The sequence below is a fragment of the Planktothrix sp. genome, from assembly GCF_046067725.1.
GTDB lineage: Bacteria > Cyanobacteriota > Cyanobacteriia > Cyanobacteriales > Microcoleaceae > Planktothrix.
Genome location: NZ_JBJUDF010000013.1, coordinates 1 through 15,861, shown reverse-complemented (window position 1 = coordinate 15,861; position 15,861 = coordinate 1). Strand labels below are relative to the sequence as shown.

The window sequence follows — 15,861 nt, the reverse complement described above, 5'->3', positions numbered from 1 at the left end:
TTATGATTTCGTCTCCCAAGAATTACGGGCGGCTGAAGATCCTGAGTTTGAAACGTTCTATACCAAGAACATTCTGTTAAATGAAGGTCTGCGGGCTTGGATGGCTCCTGCGGATCAACCCCACGAAAACTTTATTTTCCCGGAGGAGGTATTACCGCGTGGTAACGCTCTCTAATACTTCTTATGTCAGCGGCCGTGACCAAGATTCCACAGGGTTTGCTTGGTGGGCGGGTAACGCTCGTCTGATTAATTTGTCTGGTAAGTTGCTGGGCGCTCACGTTGCTCACGCTGGTTTGATCGTATTCTGGGCTGGGGCCATGACCCTGTTTGAAGTGGCTCACTTCATTCCTGAAAAGCCCATGTATGAGCAAGGTTTGATTTTGATCCCTCACATGGCAACCCTCGGTTGGGGTGTTGGCCCTGGTGGTGAAGTCATTGATACCTTCCCCTATTTTGTGATTGGGGTTCTGCACTTAATTTCCTCTGCCGTTCTGGGTTTAGGCGGTATCTATCATGCCGTTCGTGGCCCTGAAGTCTTAGAAGAATATTCTTCTTTCTTTGGCTATGACTGGAAAGACAAAAACCAAATGACCAATACTATTGGGTATCACCTGATTCTGTTAGGTCTGGGTGCTTTCCTGTTGGTGTTCAAAGCCATGTTCTTTGGCGGTGTCTATGACACTTGGGCACCTGGTGGTGGTGATGTTCGTGTCATTACCAACCCGACCCTCAACCCGGCGGCGATCTTTGGTTATCTGACCAAAGCTCCCTTCGGTGGTGAAGGCTGGATCATCGGTGTTGACAACATGGAAGACATCATCGGCGGTCATATTTGGATTGGTCTGATCTGCATTTCCGGCGGCATCTGGCACATCCTCACCAAACCTTTTGGCTGGGCACGCCGTGCTTTCATCTGGTCTGGAGAAGCTTATCTGTCCTACAGCTTAGGTGCTCTGTCCTTGATGGGCTTTATCGCCGCTTCTTATGTTTGGTTCAATAACACCGCTTATCCTAGCGAGTTCTACGGCCCCACAAACGCTGAAGCTTCTCAAGCTCAGTCCTTTGTGTTCTTAGTCCGTGACCAAAAACTCGGTGCTAATATCGGCTCTGCTCAAGGCCCGACGGGTCTGGGTAAATACCTGATGCGTTCTCCGACGGGTGAAATCATCTTCGGCGGTGAAACCATGCGCTTCTGGGATTTCCGTGGCCCTTGGTTAGAGCCTCTGCGTGGCCCCAATGGTCTCGACCTGAATAAGCTCAGAAACGATATCCAACCTTGGCAAATTCGCCGCGCTTCTGAGTACATGACTCACGCTCCTAACGGTTCAATTAACTCTGTGGGTGGGATCATTACTGAAGCTCAAGGGTTTAACTATGTTAACCCTCGTGCTTGGTTGGCGGGTTTCCACTTCATTATGGGCTTCTTCTTCTTGATTGGTCACTTATGGCACGCCGGTCGTGCCCGCGCTGCGGTGGCTGGCTTTGAAAAAGGGATTGACCGTTCATCGGAACCTGTACTGTCTATGCCTGACTTAGACTAGGGTTTAATCCTCATCGTCTCATGATGGTTTAGATTGTTAATTAAAGACCCCACTTGATTCGTCAGGTGGGGTTTTTAGCTAGATATAGCATTTATCAAGAAATGTAAAATTTGCGTAATCCTTGGGGGAACTGCCTATAACTCTATAGTTCTTCACCGTTTCAACCCATGACCCGCGACTTTAAACCTAGCAAACCGATTAAACCTGCTTTAGCCCGTGCTCAACGTCCTTCTCCTTCCCCTGTACAGTTAGATTTATCTGACCCGGCGTTAACTACCTCTCCTTGGTATCAACTAGCTGAATTTTGTAATGAATCTTACAAAAATTTTATTCCTCGCAACGAAGAGTATCAACAAGAACAAAAAAATCTCGCACCTACTCAGAAAAAATGTGTAGAAATTCTTAGTAGCACCACATTCAATCATTGGGATGAACTCATTAAACAAAATTTTCGTTCTTTTGAAAACCGAGAAAAAAAAATAGCAGATCGCTTCTTTTTTAGATTATCTAAACGATACAGTGATTCTCCCCTAGAATGCCAACAAAAATTAAAACAGAACATTCAGACATTTATTGAGTTAGCAGAATACGCTTTATCGACATCAGATAATCGAGATTTATTGAAAATTAGTGAATTTTCCGATAACCTCAAAGATCTGAATAATTCTCCCGAAAGAACGTTTTATTTCCTTCACTTACTGCCACAACAATTAAACCCTTTGTTTCAATCTTTATTACTGAATAATTCAGAAGGATATCAAACCTTATTAGAGTGGGGATCTTCAGAATTTTTAAAGGATTTTTGTTTCCAACTGCAAAAAAAATTCAAAATTACTTACACCGCTATTAAAGACCAAGCGGCTCAAGACTTAGTTCGGGAACTGGAAGAAACAAAAGTCAATCTTTGTCGTGAAATTGACTATTTAAAACAAGAAAATGCAGACTTAAAAGCAGAAATTCAAGCCATTGAAGTGCAAGCTTTTCAAGATGCCGTCTGTCAACTGACTCGAACTTTACAACATCGACCTCAACCCATTTTAGACCAAATTGTTGACTTGTATCAACGCTTGAATAAACGGGTTGAACAAGGAGAAACTTTAAGCAATGATGATCTGAGAATTTTAATTATCTTAGGGTCTATCTTAGAAGCCTTGCGATCTCTTAATATTACCTCCTTTCCTGAAGATCTCCACCAAATCTTTCGGTTACGAGGAGAAGATTTGAACCAATATTCTTATATTGAAGGTTCCACCTTTGCCACTCCAGAAGATGAAAAAACCGTTTCCTGTGTTCGTTATGGTTGGCAAGTCGGTTCAGAAATTATTACCCCAGCACAAGTGAAAGAAAGTTCTCAACCCCAGGAATAAATGAATAATTCCTGGGGTTTTCAAGGCATCAGACTTGAGGACAATTAACTGAAATTATCCACTATTTTACCCAACTTTCAAGGTGAATTATGAACAATATTGCTGTTTTATTAGATTTAGATAATATCAAACCTCAATTATCAGAAATTGAAACGTTATGTGCTGAGTATGGAACTTTAATTGAACGCCGTGCCTTTTGTAATACCCCTGCGGTTTTAACAGCCTATGGCAATGCTTTTCGTGAATTTAAGTATCGATTTGAATTAACCCCTGGACTGGCAACCGTTCCCCAAGAAGTGGATCATTTAATTATTCAAACTACCCGTGAACTGATTGAAAATCCTAAATCTGATATTAAATTGATTGCAATTGTCAGTAATGATAATGGTTATGCACGATTATTTAAAGACTTAAAATTAAAAGGCATAAAAACCCTTGTTATTGGTAATCAAATCGGGAATCAATTGCGAGAAACTGCCGATCATGTCAGGTTGTTACAGGGAATTATACAACCTATTTATATGGGAATTGATCTAGGAACAACTAATACCGTAATTGCCAGAGCGAATTTGAATTTAGCAACTCAACAATGGACAGCTACAGAACTTTCAATTCCGATTAAAAATGAACAAGGATCACTATTCAACCAATCCATGATTCCTTCCCATATCCGATTTAATTCTAAAACAGAAGCGGAAGTGGGGCAACATATTAAAGCACAATATTATGCCTTTTCTGATAAAACGATTTTATCTTGGAAACATAATATGGGTGTTTCTATTAATAATAAATCTTTTACTTATCAACTCAGTTCAGGAAATATTTTACCAGAAGAAGCTGCTTCTAAAATCCTATTACACTGTCGAAATGAATTAAGCAAGCGATATAACGAAATGCAGGGAGTTGTCATTACTCATCCGGCTTCCTATGAATCTGATGCGATTGAAGCTACTCGAAAAGCTGCTATGTTAGCAGGATGGGAAGAAGAAGAAATTGTACTTTTAGCCGAACCTCAAGCGGCATTATATGACTTTCTTTATCGCATTCAAAAAGGAGAAATTCATCAAGTTTTTGATTTGAATCAACCTTGCAATATCTTGGTTTATGATTTGGGAGGAGGAACCCTCGATATTACCTTACATAATATTCAATGGAATTCAAGCAAGGCTGAATTTATCATTCAGGATCTTGCCATTGGTTCCCGTACCCGTGTTGGAGGTGATGTTGTGGATCAATTAATTGCAGATTATATTCTGCAAAATGCTCCTCATGTTAAAAACTTACCCGAAGGAGAACGAAAAAAACTTCGGTATGAACTGGAAGTTTATGCAGAAAAATTTAAGAAAACCTGGGGAAGTGAGTACACTTATTCCAGTCAAAAGCAAAATTTTCAATATTCTTTTCAAGGTGGATTTTTAAATGGGGACTGCCCCATTCTTTACTATATTAGTAGTAAGAAAATGCAGGAGATTTTATCTCCTTTACTCTGTGAAGATCTTAGTTTAGATCTTCTGGAAACTCTCAATCCTGAAACAGCGTTTAATGAATCTCCGTTTACGGATCGATTCAATACGTTTGTGGTTCCTATATTAGAAGTTTTGCTCAAAGCAAAACAAAATTTAGGTGAGATTCCCCCCATTGATTTTATTTTATTAAATGGAGGGATGACTTATTTTCCACCCATTCGAGAACGCTTAGGAAAACTCTTTGGTAAAGTTCCCCTTTTAGAAGAAAATCAACCGGATGTAGCCGTCGCACGGGGAGCCGCCCTTTATGCCGCAGGAGCTTTAAAATCTGTTGATCGAATTAATCCCAACAATATTCATTTAGAAGTGTCTGATCAAGGTAAAAATAACTTACGTTTATTAATTAAGCAAGGGCAAAAGTATCCCTATAAAACAATCTTTAAAGGCTTTAAACTTCCTAATCAAGAAAGTGGTTATCTGGGGTTTAATATTTGGGTTGGAATGGGAGATAAACCCAATATTAATACTAAATTACAACGCCAACGTCAAGTTAATCTTGAAGAGATTAAACAAGCTAATCTGTCTCCGGGCTGTTTACTTGATATTGAAATTGAGTACACCTTTGATGAGCGATTATTACTAACTTTAATTTCTGAATCTGGAGGGCGTTTTAAATTAGCCGTTGATTCGGAAATTGTTTCAATCGCTGACAAAGAGAAAACGAAGGAGACTCGTCCTTTGACCTCCAGTTTTTCTGAAGCAGAAATTACAATCCCCACCCTTGACCGAAAACGATCAGGACAAGGGATTATTCCAGGGATTCGAGTTAAATTTTCTGAGTGGGAAGCCTTAGCAAAAAGCCTAAATAATAACTGGAATAATGGTCACTTTCAAGACAGATTTAGAGAGTTAAGAATCAGAACAAAAACCTGCGAAAATCGCCAAGAAATTATTAATCATTTATTAGGATGGTTAGAATCGGGTCAAATCTTAGAGACATCTACCTCTGGGATTAAAACTTTAATGGCAGTTCGCGGATTAACTGAAATTTTTGAAACTATCAGCACCGATGATAGTCTAGCATCCGGTTTAGAAACGCGATATCAACGATGGATTAAACAAAAATTTGAAACCGGGTTACATCAACTTTCCAATACTTTATTTACTGATATTGCAGAAACCCCAGGAAAATTATTGTGGAGGGGATTTGACCAACATCTGATTACAGCATTTAAACGCTATGAACGACAACCCCAAGCTTTATCCTTTCTCAATTCCTTAGCTAAATGTGGTAAACCCACAGAAAATAGTCTGGATATTTTGCATCATGTCATCAAAACCAGTCCCCATATTGGACAGCGTGAAAAAGCCGCTTGGGCGTTAGGACGGTTAATGAGTCCGGGTCAACCTGAAGAATGGAAACCTCAATTTGAAGACGTTGAAAAAGCTGCTAAATTAGCTTTAAATCAACTTTTTAAATCTGAAAATAAACCTCAAGTTGCTACAAATTTACTCGGATGTTTATATCTGTGTACCCTATGGAAAATTAAAGGAAAAGACTTGAGTGATGAGATTTATCAACAATTAGAACAGTTACCGAGTCGGAGTTTAGCAGTTGACCAGCAACTTCAAGGTTATCCGCAAATTAAAGCAACGTTTGAAGAACGACTGGAGTTATTGCCAAAATTATTAAATAGTCAAAACATTTCTCAAGAAGATATCAAAAAAATCAATGTTTTTATTCTGGAAGTTTCTTAGAGATAAAAACTAGATTTCTGAAATCAAGATTAGAGATTAACGCTAACAAAGGGAAAATTAAGATTGATCTACCACCTTAACCTGGATTTTGGTTAGGAAGCGCGATCACTATCCTCACCTTAACAAAAGGTCAGTTGATCAATCATTTTATAGAGACAGAAATATACAATTTCTCGTCTCTATAAACTCTAATTTAGGTGATCGCTCATACTGTCATTTTTTCAATTGATCGAACTGATTTAACCTGCTATTCTAATTTTTGAATAGCCCATTTTGCCCTCGCTTTAACCGCTATCATTTCATCATCTTGAGCAATTTTTTCTAACTGTTTTTTAATTTGATTAAACCATTCAGGTTGAGTATTCCCCATTGCAGTTGCTAATCCTTGTAACCCGACAATTCCTGAATATCTAACAATCCATTCCAAATCTTCTGAAGTTTTTTGTAATATTATTAAGGTCTGAAATTGAGCATCTGGAATGTTTTCTGTGGGTAATTTTTCCCATTGAATATTCCCTAATCCTCTAGCGGCGGCTCGACGAACACTCAACGCAAAATCACTTCCGGCTGATTCTAATAAAACCTCTAACGCACGCGGATCTCCAATATTAGATAAGGCACGTACCGCCCAAGCTCTAGCTCCATAATTATAACCATCTAATTGTTCTAATAAAGGAATAACCGCAGGTTCACCGAGTTGAGTTAATCCATCCACAGCCGCCACAGCCGCCCCCGGATTGTTATAGCCTAAAACCCGAATTAATGTAGGAATGGCTTCAACAGAATGGGCTTGTACTAAACTAATCACGGCTTTTAATAAAGACGGAGCAGAATCCGCTTGTTCAACCGCTTTAATTAAGAGTTGTACCGTCATAATTTTAACTTTTATTTTAATATTTTTAGGCAGATTATAAAAGAGAATCCATTAATTCCATGACTTCAATTGCTGATTCAGATAAACTAGAATCAGAAGTCTGGGTGAGTTGATATTCTAAAACACCTTTTAACGCTATTAATTTTAAACTATTTTCTGCTAAAGTTTGGGCGATGGCTTTTGCACCCGGTAGATATCCAATCGCGCCTAAATCCATTAACGCGGTACGACGTAAAGTTAAATCATTTCCTTTTAATGCCTCAATTAACCGTTCTGCATAATGATTTTCACCCGTTAATTGATACATTGCTCTTAATGCCGCATAGCGTATTTTAGGAACCGGATGCTCGACAAAAGGTTGCACTGAAGAAATCGCAACGGTGGATTTTAAAGCTCCTAATGCTTCTAAAATGGCATCATAGGGTTGAACAAAATAAGGTTTTCCGGGGACAAGTTGGGCAGCTTCTACTCCTCCTTCTAATAATTTCATTAAAGCAGGAACACAACGATTATCTTCTAATTGTTCTAAGGATTGAGCCGCCGCTTCTCGTACATAAACATCAGAACAATCTAAACACTCAATTAAGGCAGGAACCGCTCGTTGATCGCCTAATTTTCCTAACGCTCTCGCTGCATTTCTTCGTAAAGGATAACCACCGTCTTCAGTGCGATCAGATTCATCGTTTAAAGCTAGAATCAAGGCATCTACCGCCGCAGGTTCATTGACTCGAAAGCGACCTAACCACCAAGCTGCATAATAGCGACGTCCTAATTCTTCATGCTGAAGATTCGCGATCGCTTGTTCTATCGTTAAAGATTCCCCCTCTTGAGCGATATTTTTCTCCGATGATTCGTATCCCAAATTATCCATAGGTAAAGAGTGTGTTTTTCTCAACTTTACCATGAAAATTGGTACATCGGAATCGTAGCAATCTCAATCCTGGGGGAATCTGAAGTCCTAAATTCTATTAGTTTAAATCTTTTCTAGCTTCCTTGACTTGAGGGTAGCAACTTCTGGTTTCTCCACAAAATTCAAGTCTAACTTAATTTGATGGAGGTCTAATTTAGCGATATAAAGCAACAGGGAATGAATTAACACAACTACCCCTAACATTTCCATCACTTCCTCAACCGTGGTAAATAAGGCATAGCCTAGATTGTTTTCCCCATAAACAAATTTATAGGAGCCATTCAGCACTTCCACGAACATCGCACCTCCTAGATAAATCAGGATAGCAGTTATAAACAAACGTTTCATATAGCGAGGAAGATGCAGAAAAAATTGATAAAAGATAATACTAAATATAGCGACAGCAACGAAACCAGGAACAACCCAAGCATTGTGTAAAATTCCATTAACGCCAAGCTTGTGCATGGGTTTAGATAGGTGTTCATGTAAGGTCAAAAGTTCATCGACTGAAAGAAACGCAAAGATAAAAGAAAGACCCATCCAATAAAAACGATAGTAATTTTTAGTCTGCATTTTTATATAAGTAATAATGCCAAACAACACTGAAGAAAAGAAAAGAGCTAAGGATGAATAAAGTGTTGGAAAATTTTGTTCTTCATTCAGAGCAAATTTCTTGGCTAATAAAAACTTCATCGGGAAATCTGGCAACAGATAAAGAGAGAAGTGACCTAGCAAGGATAAACTGGTCAGAATAGCCACAATGATGAGCAGATATCGGGTAATTTTCCAGGGATAAATCGATGTTTTGACCTCAATAATACCTGGCTCAGAATTCTTCAACTGATTGGAATAGTTAAATTGCCTAGATTCCATAATATACCTTGCTAAATGAATGATAAAAATTAAAATTCACCTAAAAGTTATCAAAGGTTAAATTTTAAACTTCAACTACTGCTGACAGAAATAATCTGCTAACTTTCTTGTACTGAATCAAGTTGGATTGAGTAGTATCAAGTTTAACGATTTAAACTTCATGCTGACATAGAATCTCACTGAAAATCTGGCAGTGAGATTCTATATCATCAAAAAACAAAAACAGCATTGATAGCCTAACTGCTATAGCAGCAGTTTTTAATTAGATCAACACCCTAAGTCCGGTATGGAGAGTCGAAAATGTGATGAATTCAAGACAACTCATTTCTTGGGGGAGGTTAATTGAGATATTTGAGTTTTACAATAGAAACTATTGAAAGGGAATGATTGTTTAATAACCTCATGATAAACTGAATTTAATCAATATTAAAGCTGATGTCAACATTTATGGCTATATTCCGCAAGGCTGAGTTTGCTATGTTTAAGTTTATTTCGCAAGGCTGAATTTGTTGTGTTTAAGTCTCTCGTCAAAAAAAAATAGCTAGTGATTTGAAATTGAAAACCACTAACTAAAACTTTTAATTCTTATATAAAGTTAAAGCCGTTCAATTGTTCATGATGCTGTGAGTCTCCATGACATCAACCAGCCAATCATCTTTCTTATTCTTCCTCTGCGGAAGTTAAAGGTTGAATGTTTACAATTTTTGCCCCCATCCGCGTTAAACGCTGCATTTCTTGGTTCATGCGGTTGTAAGGCACAATAATAAATTTACTGGCACTGGAACGAATAGGGTACTCGGTTTTATCCGTTTCATCCGATTGACGTAAACCAACAACTTCATAGCGAAAGAAGCGATTTCCAGAGGGGGAAGTCGCTGATTTTCCAACTGCAACTTGACCTAACATCGGTTTAAATTAATCCCAATCTAATTCTACAAAGGTGATCTCAAGGGATCGCGCCATGAGCACAATCCCTTGTTCTAATTAAATCCTAGACAGGAGTGACACTGGCAACTTTACCGCCTTGGCGTTGAATTTCCTGAAGTAACGGAGATAACTGTTCATAAGCAACAATAAAAGATTTGCTGCTGCGACGAACTCTCGGATATTGACGTTCACGAATTCCAGCCACTTCCACCCGATAACTACGGCCTTGTGCTAAGACACCACCGCTACTAAATCCAGTCGTTGGAACCACAGCTTGTCCAGAAGCCCGATAAGACCAACCTTCGTTACCACCGGAGGGGCCAACAATTGTAGAAACACTATTGGAACCCAGTTCTGCAGCTAAACGAGAGGCATTGCCTTCTAATTGAGCTCGATCACTATTGGCATAACCCCGATATAAGCGGAAAATCCGAGTAAAGCCAACGGTTCTTTGTCCCCGTTGCACTTCAAAAGCGCGATAATAGGGAACTACATTTTCTCCAAAGTTTTCCAGATATTCGGCTGAATCAATATAGGAATCAATATCAGCATCATAACCTTGATTTTGATATAAATCTAAGTGAAAAATCACTTCGGATTCATCATAGGGAGCACGACCCAATAAATGTTTGTAATTGAGTTCAATCACACGGGTCTGAAAATTCGGATAGAAAAACTTGGTTTTGTACAGTTCTGATTTAGCAACGGAACGCACAAACTCCCGCACGGTAATGCTGCCATCACATAACAGAGATTCAGCACTGGTTAAGCGTTCAGAACGCATTAAATAATCGTTACCCAAAAGTTGGCGATAAACCGCACGAATCACTTGTTGGGCATCTTCGCGGCTCCAATCGGGGCGCAGTTCAACACGAGGTTCTTCTTGAAACGCGATGGTTCCGAGCCTAGATGCTGCTGTTGTAATAGCCACCTAAAATCCTCCTCTTATTAAAAACATCATTTAGAAACGAGTTGCGGATGTAGCGTGCAACGATTGCTGTTGAAATATTTGTCTCTCAGATGAAGAGAGCCATCGCTCTCCGCCTTTGTGATAGCGTGAGCTAGAACTCTCAACCCTTCGAGACAAACAGGCATTCAGATTTTAATCAATCAGATTATGCCAATGTCATTCTCATCACCCGTCCCCCAGCGCGGTGAATTCGCTGCAACTGACTAGACAGTTGATCATAGGGTACGGTATATTCAGTGGTAGTACGACGCACTTGCGGGAGCGACTGTGTTGCTTTTTGCATAACAGTGAGGCGGTAAAGTTGCCCACGATTACCGCCTGTCGTACCTGCTAAACTTTGCCCACTAGCTGGAGTGTGAATCGGAGAAGCCAAATTCCGAGCTAACTCCCAAGTTAAGCGACTTTGCTTTTGGTTTTGAGCGCGATCGCTACTGGCATACCCGCGATAAAGGGTAAACAAACGGTTAAAACCAACGGTTTTTTGTCCGTCTTGGGTGGAAAAGCCCCGATAATAGGGAACAACATTTTCCCCAAAGTTCTCCAGATATTCAGGAGAATCCAGGTAAGAGTTGATTTCAGCCTCAAAGCCTTCGTTGGCATAGAGATCAACGTGAAACGCAATCTCTGACTCATCGTAAGGCGCGCGACCGAGGAGATGTTTATAATTCAACTCAATAAATCGAGTTTGAAAGTTGGGGTAAAAAAACTTAGCCCGGTAAAGCTCGGATAAAGCAATGGCTCGGACAAAATCCCGAACGGTAATTTGTCCTTGGCGCAGTAAAGATTCTGCACTGGTGAGCCGTTCCCGTAACATCAAGTGTTCATTGCCCATGACCTGACGATATGCTGCCACAATCACGGTTTGGATATCCGCTTCCGTGTAGTTGGGGCGCAGTTCTACGGGTTTTGTTTCTTCAAAAGCCCGGATACCAAGTCGGCTCCCCTCAAGTAAGCCAACCATAGCCTGATGCTCCGTAAGAGATTTTAAAAACCGAGAAGAGAAAAAAAGAAAACTTTGTTAATGTGGGTTACAAACCCCAATAATCAAAGATGCCCGGAGCACTAAACAACCGTTAACCCAGTTGCTAACAGCTACTTACCGTTCCGGGCATCAAGCGCACTAAGTCTAGCTCAGAGCGTTGATCGCATAATCAATGTAGGAGTTGGCTTCAACGGCTGCGTCGCCACTGAGACCATGATTCGCTTTGATATACTTCAGAGCTTCAATATACCAGCTAGGAGAGAGTTCAAAAGCCCGGTTGATTTCATCAACACCAGCAATCAGGTATTCGTCCATAGGGCCAGTACCACCAGCAATTAAGCAGTAGGTGATCATACGGAGGTAGTAACCGATGTCACGAGAGCATTTGGCTTTACCACGTTCGCTAGAAGCGTAGTTGGGCCCTTGCATTTGGGTGGTGTAAGGGAATTTGTTATACACTGCTTGGGCAGCACCACTGATCAAACCATCGGCTTTGTTGGTCAGAGCTTTGGCAGCTTCTAATCCAGCTTTGGCTTGACGAAAACGTCCGAAAGCCACTTGGATTTCAGTGCTGCTTAAGAAACGACCTTGAGAATCGGCGGTGGTTACTGCTTCAGTCAGGGGGGTTTTCATGCTTGAATTATCTCCCGATTGGGTTTACAAAGTTGAGGTACAAATTGAAGTCCTTTAATTTGACTTCTATGGAATTATGAAAATTCAGATTTTAGAAAAATTAGGCAACAGCAGCCGCAGCGCGATCAAAGTAGCTGGCAATTTCAGAGCACAGAGCACTGCAATCTCCAGGGGAGATTCCTGCCGGATCATTAACGATAGCCAGAGCGGCATCTTTCATTTTTTGAACGCCAACCGCAACAGAAGCACCCGGAACGCCCAGAGCCAGGTAGGTTTCACGCAGACCATTTAAGCAACGGTCATCGAGAACACTCGCATCTCCAGCAAACACCGCATAGGTGACATAACGTAAGATGATTTCCATGTCACGTAAGCAAGCAGCCATACGACGATGGGTGTAAGCATTACCGCCAGGAGCAATCAGTTGGGCTTGCTCATCAAACAAAGCGCGGGCAGCGTTGGTCACGATGGTGGAAGCACTACCGGTGATGCGGTTAACGGCATCTAAACGTTTGTTGCTTTCGGCAACCATTTGGCTGAGAGCATCGATTTGGCCAGCGCTTAACATTTCGCCGCGGGTATCAGCTTGAGAAACTACCTTGGTGAAGGCATCAAACATGGATGAATCTCCTACTTGATTTGCTTAACTTTGTTTTAGACTCAAAGTGAAATGATGAGTTTTTTTGTTCCCGACTCCTTAGAGCCGATCTGGTTCGACTTGGGTTACTTTTTGAGGAGCAACCTTAGCCTCACTTAGAAGAACTTTAGAAACATTACACCATTTTATGAAAGGACATTAAACTTTTTTAATCAAATGTTAATCAATTGTTGGGAGACTAACATTTGGCTGTTGTCTTTGCCCTTCAGATATTAGTTATACAATGCTATCGCAATTTGTTGCGTTAAAATTTATTAAGAAGTGTATCTTTCATGAAGATTCCCATCAGAAACCTATGATTTTACTTAAGTAAAAATACTTATTTTGTAAGAGAGATAATACAGATTTAACCCCTGATTACCCCGGAAAATCGTTTTGTAGTCCATTGTTTGTAGTCTGTTAACGATCAAAAAAAATCTCCGCATCTTGAGGTCGGAGACTTTGTAGAAGGCATAATTGCTGCCAAACTTACCTCAATATCGAATTCGCGGGTCAATACAAGCATTAAGAACATCAATGAGAATACTGGCAAGAACAACGATGGCTGCAAAAAATACAACAATCCCTTGCACTGTCGGATAATCCCGTAAACTAATCGCTTCATATAACCGATTAGCCAGTCCCGGCCAGGAAAAGGTCACTTCTGTCAAAATTGCCCCTCCCAATAAAGCCGCAAAGGTTAAACCCAAAACCGTAATTACCGGGATCATGGCATTTTTTAACGCATGAGCCAGAACAATCCGCAATTCAGGAATCCCTCTCGCCCTAGCAGCTTCCACATAATCCGCTTTTAACGTTTGTTTGAGATTCACCCGCACAATGCGCTCAAAAATACCGCTTAACAATAACCCTAGAGTCATTGACGGTAAACACAGATAATAGAGAGCAACTCCTAATTGCATCCAATTTCCCGTGAACAAACTATCCAAGGTATAAAGTCCTGTGCCCCCTTCCGGCGCGGGAATGGTGATCGGAAACCGAGTCCCCAAGGGAAACCAACCCAATTGCACGGCAAAGATTAACTGAAATAACATCCCCGCCCAAAACGGAGGAACAGCATAGGTGATGATGCCAAATAAACGCCCCCCCGTATCCCAAACCGTATCAGGATGGGATGCTGCTACCGCCCCAACGGTTATTCCCAGCACTAAAGCCACCATCATACTAAATAAAGCCAGTTCAACCGTCGCTGGAAAATGATTCTGGATAATTTGCCAAACCGTTTCTCCGCGACTGGTCAGGGACGTTCCTAAATCGAAGTGTAGGAGTTTCCCCATATAGTCGAAATATTGTTGCCATAAAGAACCCTTTAACCCCAATTGCGATCGCAATGCTTCTTTTGCTGCTTCCGGCGCACGGGGGCCAAGAATCGCATCCACCGGATCACCCGGTGTAGCCCGTAATAACAAAAAAACCACTGTGGTAATTGTCCACAGCATTAACGGAGCCAGCAGTAAACGACCGAAGACATAATATTGTAAAGCTCTCGAACGAGACATATCACCAAATCAGTAATCAGTTAACAGCTAACTGTCAACTGTCTACTGTCCACTGTTCGCTGTCAACTGTTCTCAAAACTCTAGTAACGATTCAAAGGTATTGCGAAGGAATTTGAGGTCGGCGACTCTGGCAACTAAAAGGTTTTCTTGTCCAGCATCTTCTAGGCGAGTTTTCCAGTATTGGATGCTCTCAGCATTATTCATCCAGAAGTTAATCACCGTATCAACGACTTGATCGACATTCCAGCCCCGTTGAGGAGAAACCGTCTGCACAGATTCAATAAAAGTATCCAGGGTACATTTGCGATTTCCCAAATATTCTACGCCTGGGGCGGGTTGTTCGTTTAATTCTTGTTGTTGGTAAAAAAAAGAAAGAATGGGAGAAACACCCACTAAGTCAAAGGTGTATGGCATAGGTTCCTCCTGTCTATTTTCAAGTATTGGTTTGTTATACCAAGCGAGTACAGTTAATAACGTAAATTTACTTACAACTTACCTGGATTGTTGAAATTTTAATGCAGATTTTGTAAAAATTCACAAGTAGGGTTTTCTCTACCTTAAAATGAAGGAAAAAGTTTAATTTTTATAACAATTTTGATAAAAAATTTCAGATTTTCTTAAGGTTTTAAGTCGGTAGGTTGATTGCAATTTAACAACATTTGTGATTCTGCTTCAGAAAGCTCAATGGGTTTTACAGGAATATGAGTGAACCAGCGTTGAAATGATCGCCCTCCTAAAGTTATAAACTCTTGTAATTGAGAATAGGCAGAACGGCGATAAAATCCGCATAAAGGTTCCCATCGAGACTGATATTGAGGAACAACAGCTAAAACCCTCTCAGAAACATTGGTTAAACAACTTTGCCACCGTTGAATGATCGCGGGTTGTAATCGAGGTAAATCACAGGCTAACAACAAAATCCATTCAAAGGGAATTTCTAACAATCCCTGGGATAAAGCCACTAACGGCCCTTGGTTCGGTTTTCTCTCCAACAGAACTTCATAATCTTCTGTTAAGAGTGTTGCATAGCGTTCCGGCCAGGGTGTAACAATATATACTTTTTCGCTACAAGCTCGTGCGGCTTGATCAACTCGTTGCAGTAGGGGTTTACCTTCATAACACACAAACGCTTTATCCTGACCCATGCGAGAACTTTGGCCACCGAGCAGAATTAAAGCTGCAATTGAGAGATGATTCATGATCAGGGTATGGTTTGTAATTACACTCTCCAGGGCGGGATCACCCCGCCACTAAGCTATCTCTGAAAATCTTGAATTTCTTGTAATTTTGCTTGAACTTTCCCTTGTGTCAGGTTAGATTCAGCTTGAGATAATCCCGATTCTAAACTGGGACAAACCCCAGAACGCCATAAATAAAACCCACCATTCCAAATGGCAGCCTTC

At 40.6% G+C, this 15,861-nt stretch carries 14 protein-coding genes and 1 pseudogene; 4 read left to right on the top strand and 11 right to left on the bottom strand.

What is annotated here, in order from left to right; translation table 11 throughout:
• The 4 genes and pseudogenes from ACKPEB_RS00690 to ACKPEB_RS00675 all read left to right on the top strand — a co-directional run.
• Window positions 1-175: pseudogene (locus tag ACKPEB_RS00690) on the top strand (photosystem II D2 protein (photosystem q(a) protein)); the annotation flags it as partial.
• Window positions 159-1,541, top strand: a complete 1,383-nt coding sequence (gene psbC / locus ACKPEB_RS00685; protein ID WP_408962836.1) for a photosystem II reaction center protein CP43 — start codon at window positions 159-161, stop codon at window positions 1,539-1,541. The pseudogene ACKPEB_RS00690 and the gene psbC, both read left to right, overlap by 17 nt.
• 167 nt (window positions 1,542-1,708) lie before the next feature.
• Window positions 1,709-2,908, top strand: a complete 1,200-nt coding sequence (locus ACKPEB_RS00680) for a hypothetical protein (RefSeq protein WP_408962835.1) — start codon at window positions 1,709-1,711, stop codon at window positions 2,906-2,908.
• 89 nt (window positions 2,909-2,997) lie between these two features.
• Window positions 2,998-6,132 carry an Hsp70 family protein gene (locus ACKPEB_RS00675; protein ID WP_408962834.1) on the top strand — a complete coding sequence of 1,045 codons (3,135 nt, stop codon included), beginning with the start codon at window positions 2,998-3,000 and terminating at the stop codon, window positions 6,130-6,132.
• Window positions 6,133-6,379: 247 nt separating this feature from the next.
• Here ACKPEB_RS00675 and ACKPEB_RS00670 read toward each other — a convergent pair whose 3' ends face one another.
• The 11 genes from ACKPEB_RS00670 to ACKPEB_RS00620 all read right to left on the bottom strand — a co-directional run bounded on the left by ACKPEB_RS00670 (window position 6,380) and on the right by ACKPEB_RS00620 (window position 15,657).
• The gene (locus tag ACKPEB_RS00670; RefSeq protein ID WP_408962833.1) at window positions 6,380-7,006 is read right to left on the bottom strand and encodes a HEAT repeat domain-containing protein; all 627 of its coding nucleotides are present in this window, start codon (window positions 7,004-7,006) and stop codon (window positions 6,380-6,382) included.
• 34 nt (window positions 7,007-7,040) lie between these two features.
• Window positions 7,041-7,877, bottom strand: coding sequence for a HEAT repeat domain-containing protein (locus ACKPEB_RS00665; protein WP_408962832.1), 837 nt, complete (start codon window positions 7,875-7,877; stop codon window positions 7,041-7,043).
• Between the two features lie 102 nt (window positions 7,878-7,979).
• Window positions 7,980-8,789 carry a hypothetical protein gene (locus tag ACKPEB_RS00660; RefSeq protein WP_408962831.1) on the bottom strand — a complete coding sequence of 270 codons (810 nt, stop codon included), beginning with the start codon at window positions 8,787-8,789 and terminating at the stop codon, window positions 7,980-7,982.
• 660 nt (window positions 8,790-9,449) lie between these two features.
• Window positions 9,450-9,695, bottom strand: a complete 246-nt coding sequence (locus tag ACKPEB_RS00655) for a phycobilisome linker polypeptide (RefSeq protein ID WP_408962830.1) — start codon at window positions 9,693-9,695, stop codon at window positions 9,450-9,452.
• A gap of 85 nt (window positions 9,696-9,780) precedes the next feature.
• Window positions 9,781-10,647, bottom strand: coding sequence for a phycobilisome rod-core linker polypeptide (locus ACKPEB_RS00650; protein WP_408962829.1), 867 nt, complete (start codon window positions 10,645-10,647; stop codon window positions 9,781-9,783).
• 184 nt (window positions 10,648-10,831) lie between these two features.
• Entirely contained in the window at window positions 10,832-11,647 is an 816-nt protein-coding gene (locus ACKPEB_RS00645; RefSeq protein ID WP_408962828.1) for a phycobilisome rod-core linker polypeptide, read from the bottom strand.
• Window positions 11,648-11,812: 165 nt separating this feature from the next.
• Window positions 11,813-12,301 (bottom strand): phycocyanin subunit alpha, encoded by a 489-nt coding sequence (gene cpcA, locus ACKPEB_RS00640; protein WP_408962827.1) that lies wholly within the window; start codon window positions 12,299-12,301, stop codon window positions 11,813-11,815.
• Window positions 12,302-12,401: 100 nt separating this feature from the next.
• The gene (locus ACKPEB_RS00635; RefSeq protein WP_408962826.1) at window positions 12,402-12,920 is read right to left on the bottom strand and encodes a phycocyanin subunit beta; all 519 of its coding nucleotides are present in this window, start codon (window positions 12,918-12,920) and stop codon (window positions 12,402-12,404) included.
• A 512-nt stretch (window positions 12,921-13,432) separates the two neighbouring features.
• Entirely contained in the window at window positions 13,433-14,458 is a 1,026-nt protein-coding gene (locus ACKPEB_RS00630) for an ABC transporter permease (RefSeq protein WP_408962825.1), read from the bottom strand.
• 72 nt (window positions 14,459-14,530) lie between these two features.
• A complete protein-coding gene (locus ACKPEB_RS00625) occupies window positions 14,531-14,872 on the bottom strand; it encodes a hypothetical protein (RefSeq protein ID WP_408962824.1) in 342 nt (113 codons plus the stop codon).
• A gap of 203 nt (window positions 14,873-15,075) precedes the next feature.
• A complete protein-coding gene (locus ACKPEB_RS00620; protein ID WP_408962822.1) occupies window positions 15,076-15,657 on the bottom strand; it encodes a molybdenum cofactor guanylyltransferase in 582 nt (193 codons plus the stop codon).
• Between the last annotated feature and the right edge of the window lie 204 nt (window positions 15,658-15,861).

Bases quoted from the DNA above. Each gene is read 5' to 3' on its own strand.
- ACKPEB_RS00655 (WP_408962830.1), bottom strand. From the start codon at position 9,695: ATGTTAGGTCAAGTTGCAGTTGGAAAATCAGCGACTTCCCCCTCTGGA.
- ACKPEB_RS00675 (WP_408962834.1), top strand. From the start codon at position 2,998: ATGAACAATATTGCTGTTTTATTAGATTTAGATAATATCAAACCTCAA.
- ACKPEB_RS00635 (WP_408962826.1), bottom strand. From the start codon at position 12,920: ATGTTTGATGCCTTCACCAAGGTAGTTTCTCAAGCTGATACCCGCGGC.
- ACKPEB_RS00645 (WP_408962828.1), bottom strand. From the start codon at position 11,647: ATGGTTGGCTTACTTGAGGGGAGCCGACTTGGTATCCGGGCTTTTGAA.
- ACKPEB_RS00660 (WP_408962831.1), bottom strand. From the start codon at position 8,789: ATGGAATCTAGGCAATTTAACTATTCCAATCAGTTGAAGAATTCTGAG.
- ACKPEB_RS00630 (WP_408962825.1), bottom strand. From the start codon at position 14,458: ATGTCTCGTTCGAGAGCTTTACAATATTATGTCTTCGGTCGTTTACTG.
- ACKPEB_RS00680 (WP_408962835.1), top strand. From the start codon at position 1,709: ATGACCCGCGACTTTAAACCTAGCAAACCGATTAAACCTGCTTTAGCC.
- ACKPEB_RS00620 (WP_408962822.1), bottom strand. From the start codon at position 15,657: ATGAATCATCTCTCAATTGCAGCTTTAATTCTGCTCGGTGGCCAAAGT.
- ACKPEB_RS00670 (WP_408962833.1), bottom strand. From the start codon at position 7,006: ATGACGGTACAACTCTTAATTAAAGCGGTTGAACAAGCGGATTCTGCT.
- cpcA (WP_408962827.1), bottom strand. From the start codon at position 12,301: ATGAAAACCCCCCTGACTGAAGCAGTAACCACCGCCGATTCTCAAGGT.
- ACKPEB_RS00665 (WP_408962832.1), bottom strand. From the start codon at position 7,877: ATGGATAATTTGGGATACGAATCATCGGAGAAAAATATCGCTCAAGAG.
- ACKPEB_RS00625 (WP_408962824.1), bottom strand. From the start codon at position 14,872: ATGCCATACACCTTTGACTTAGTGGGTGTTTCTCCCATTCTTTCTTTT.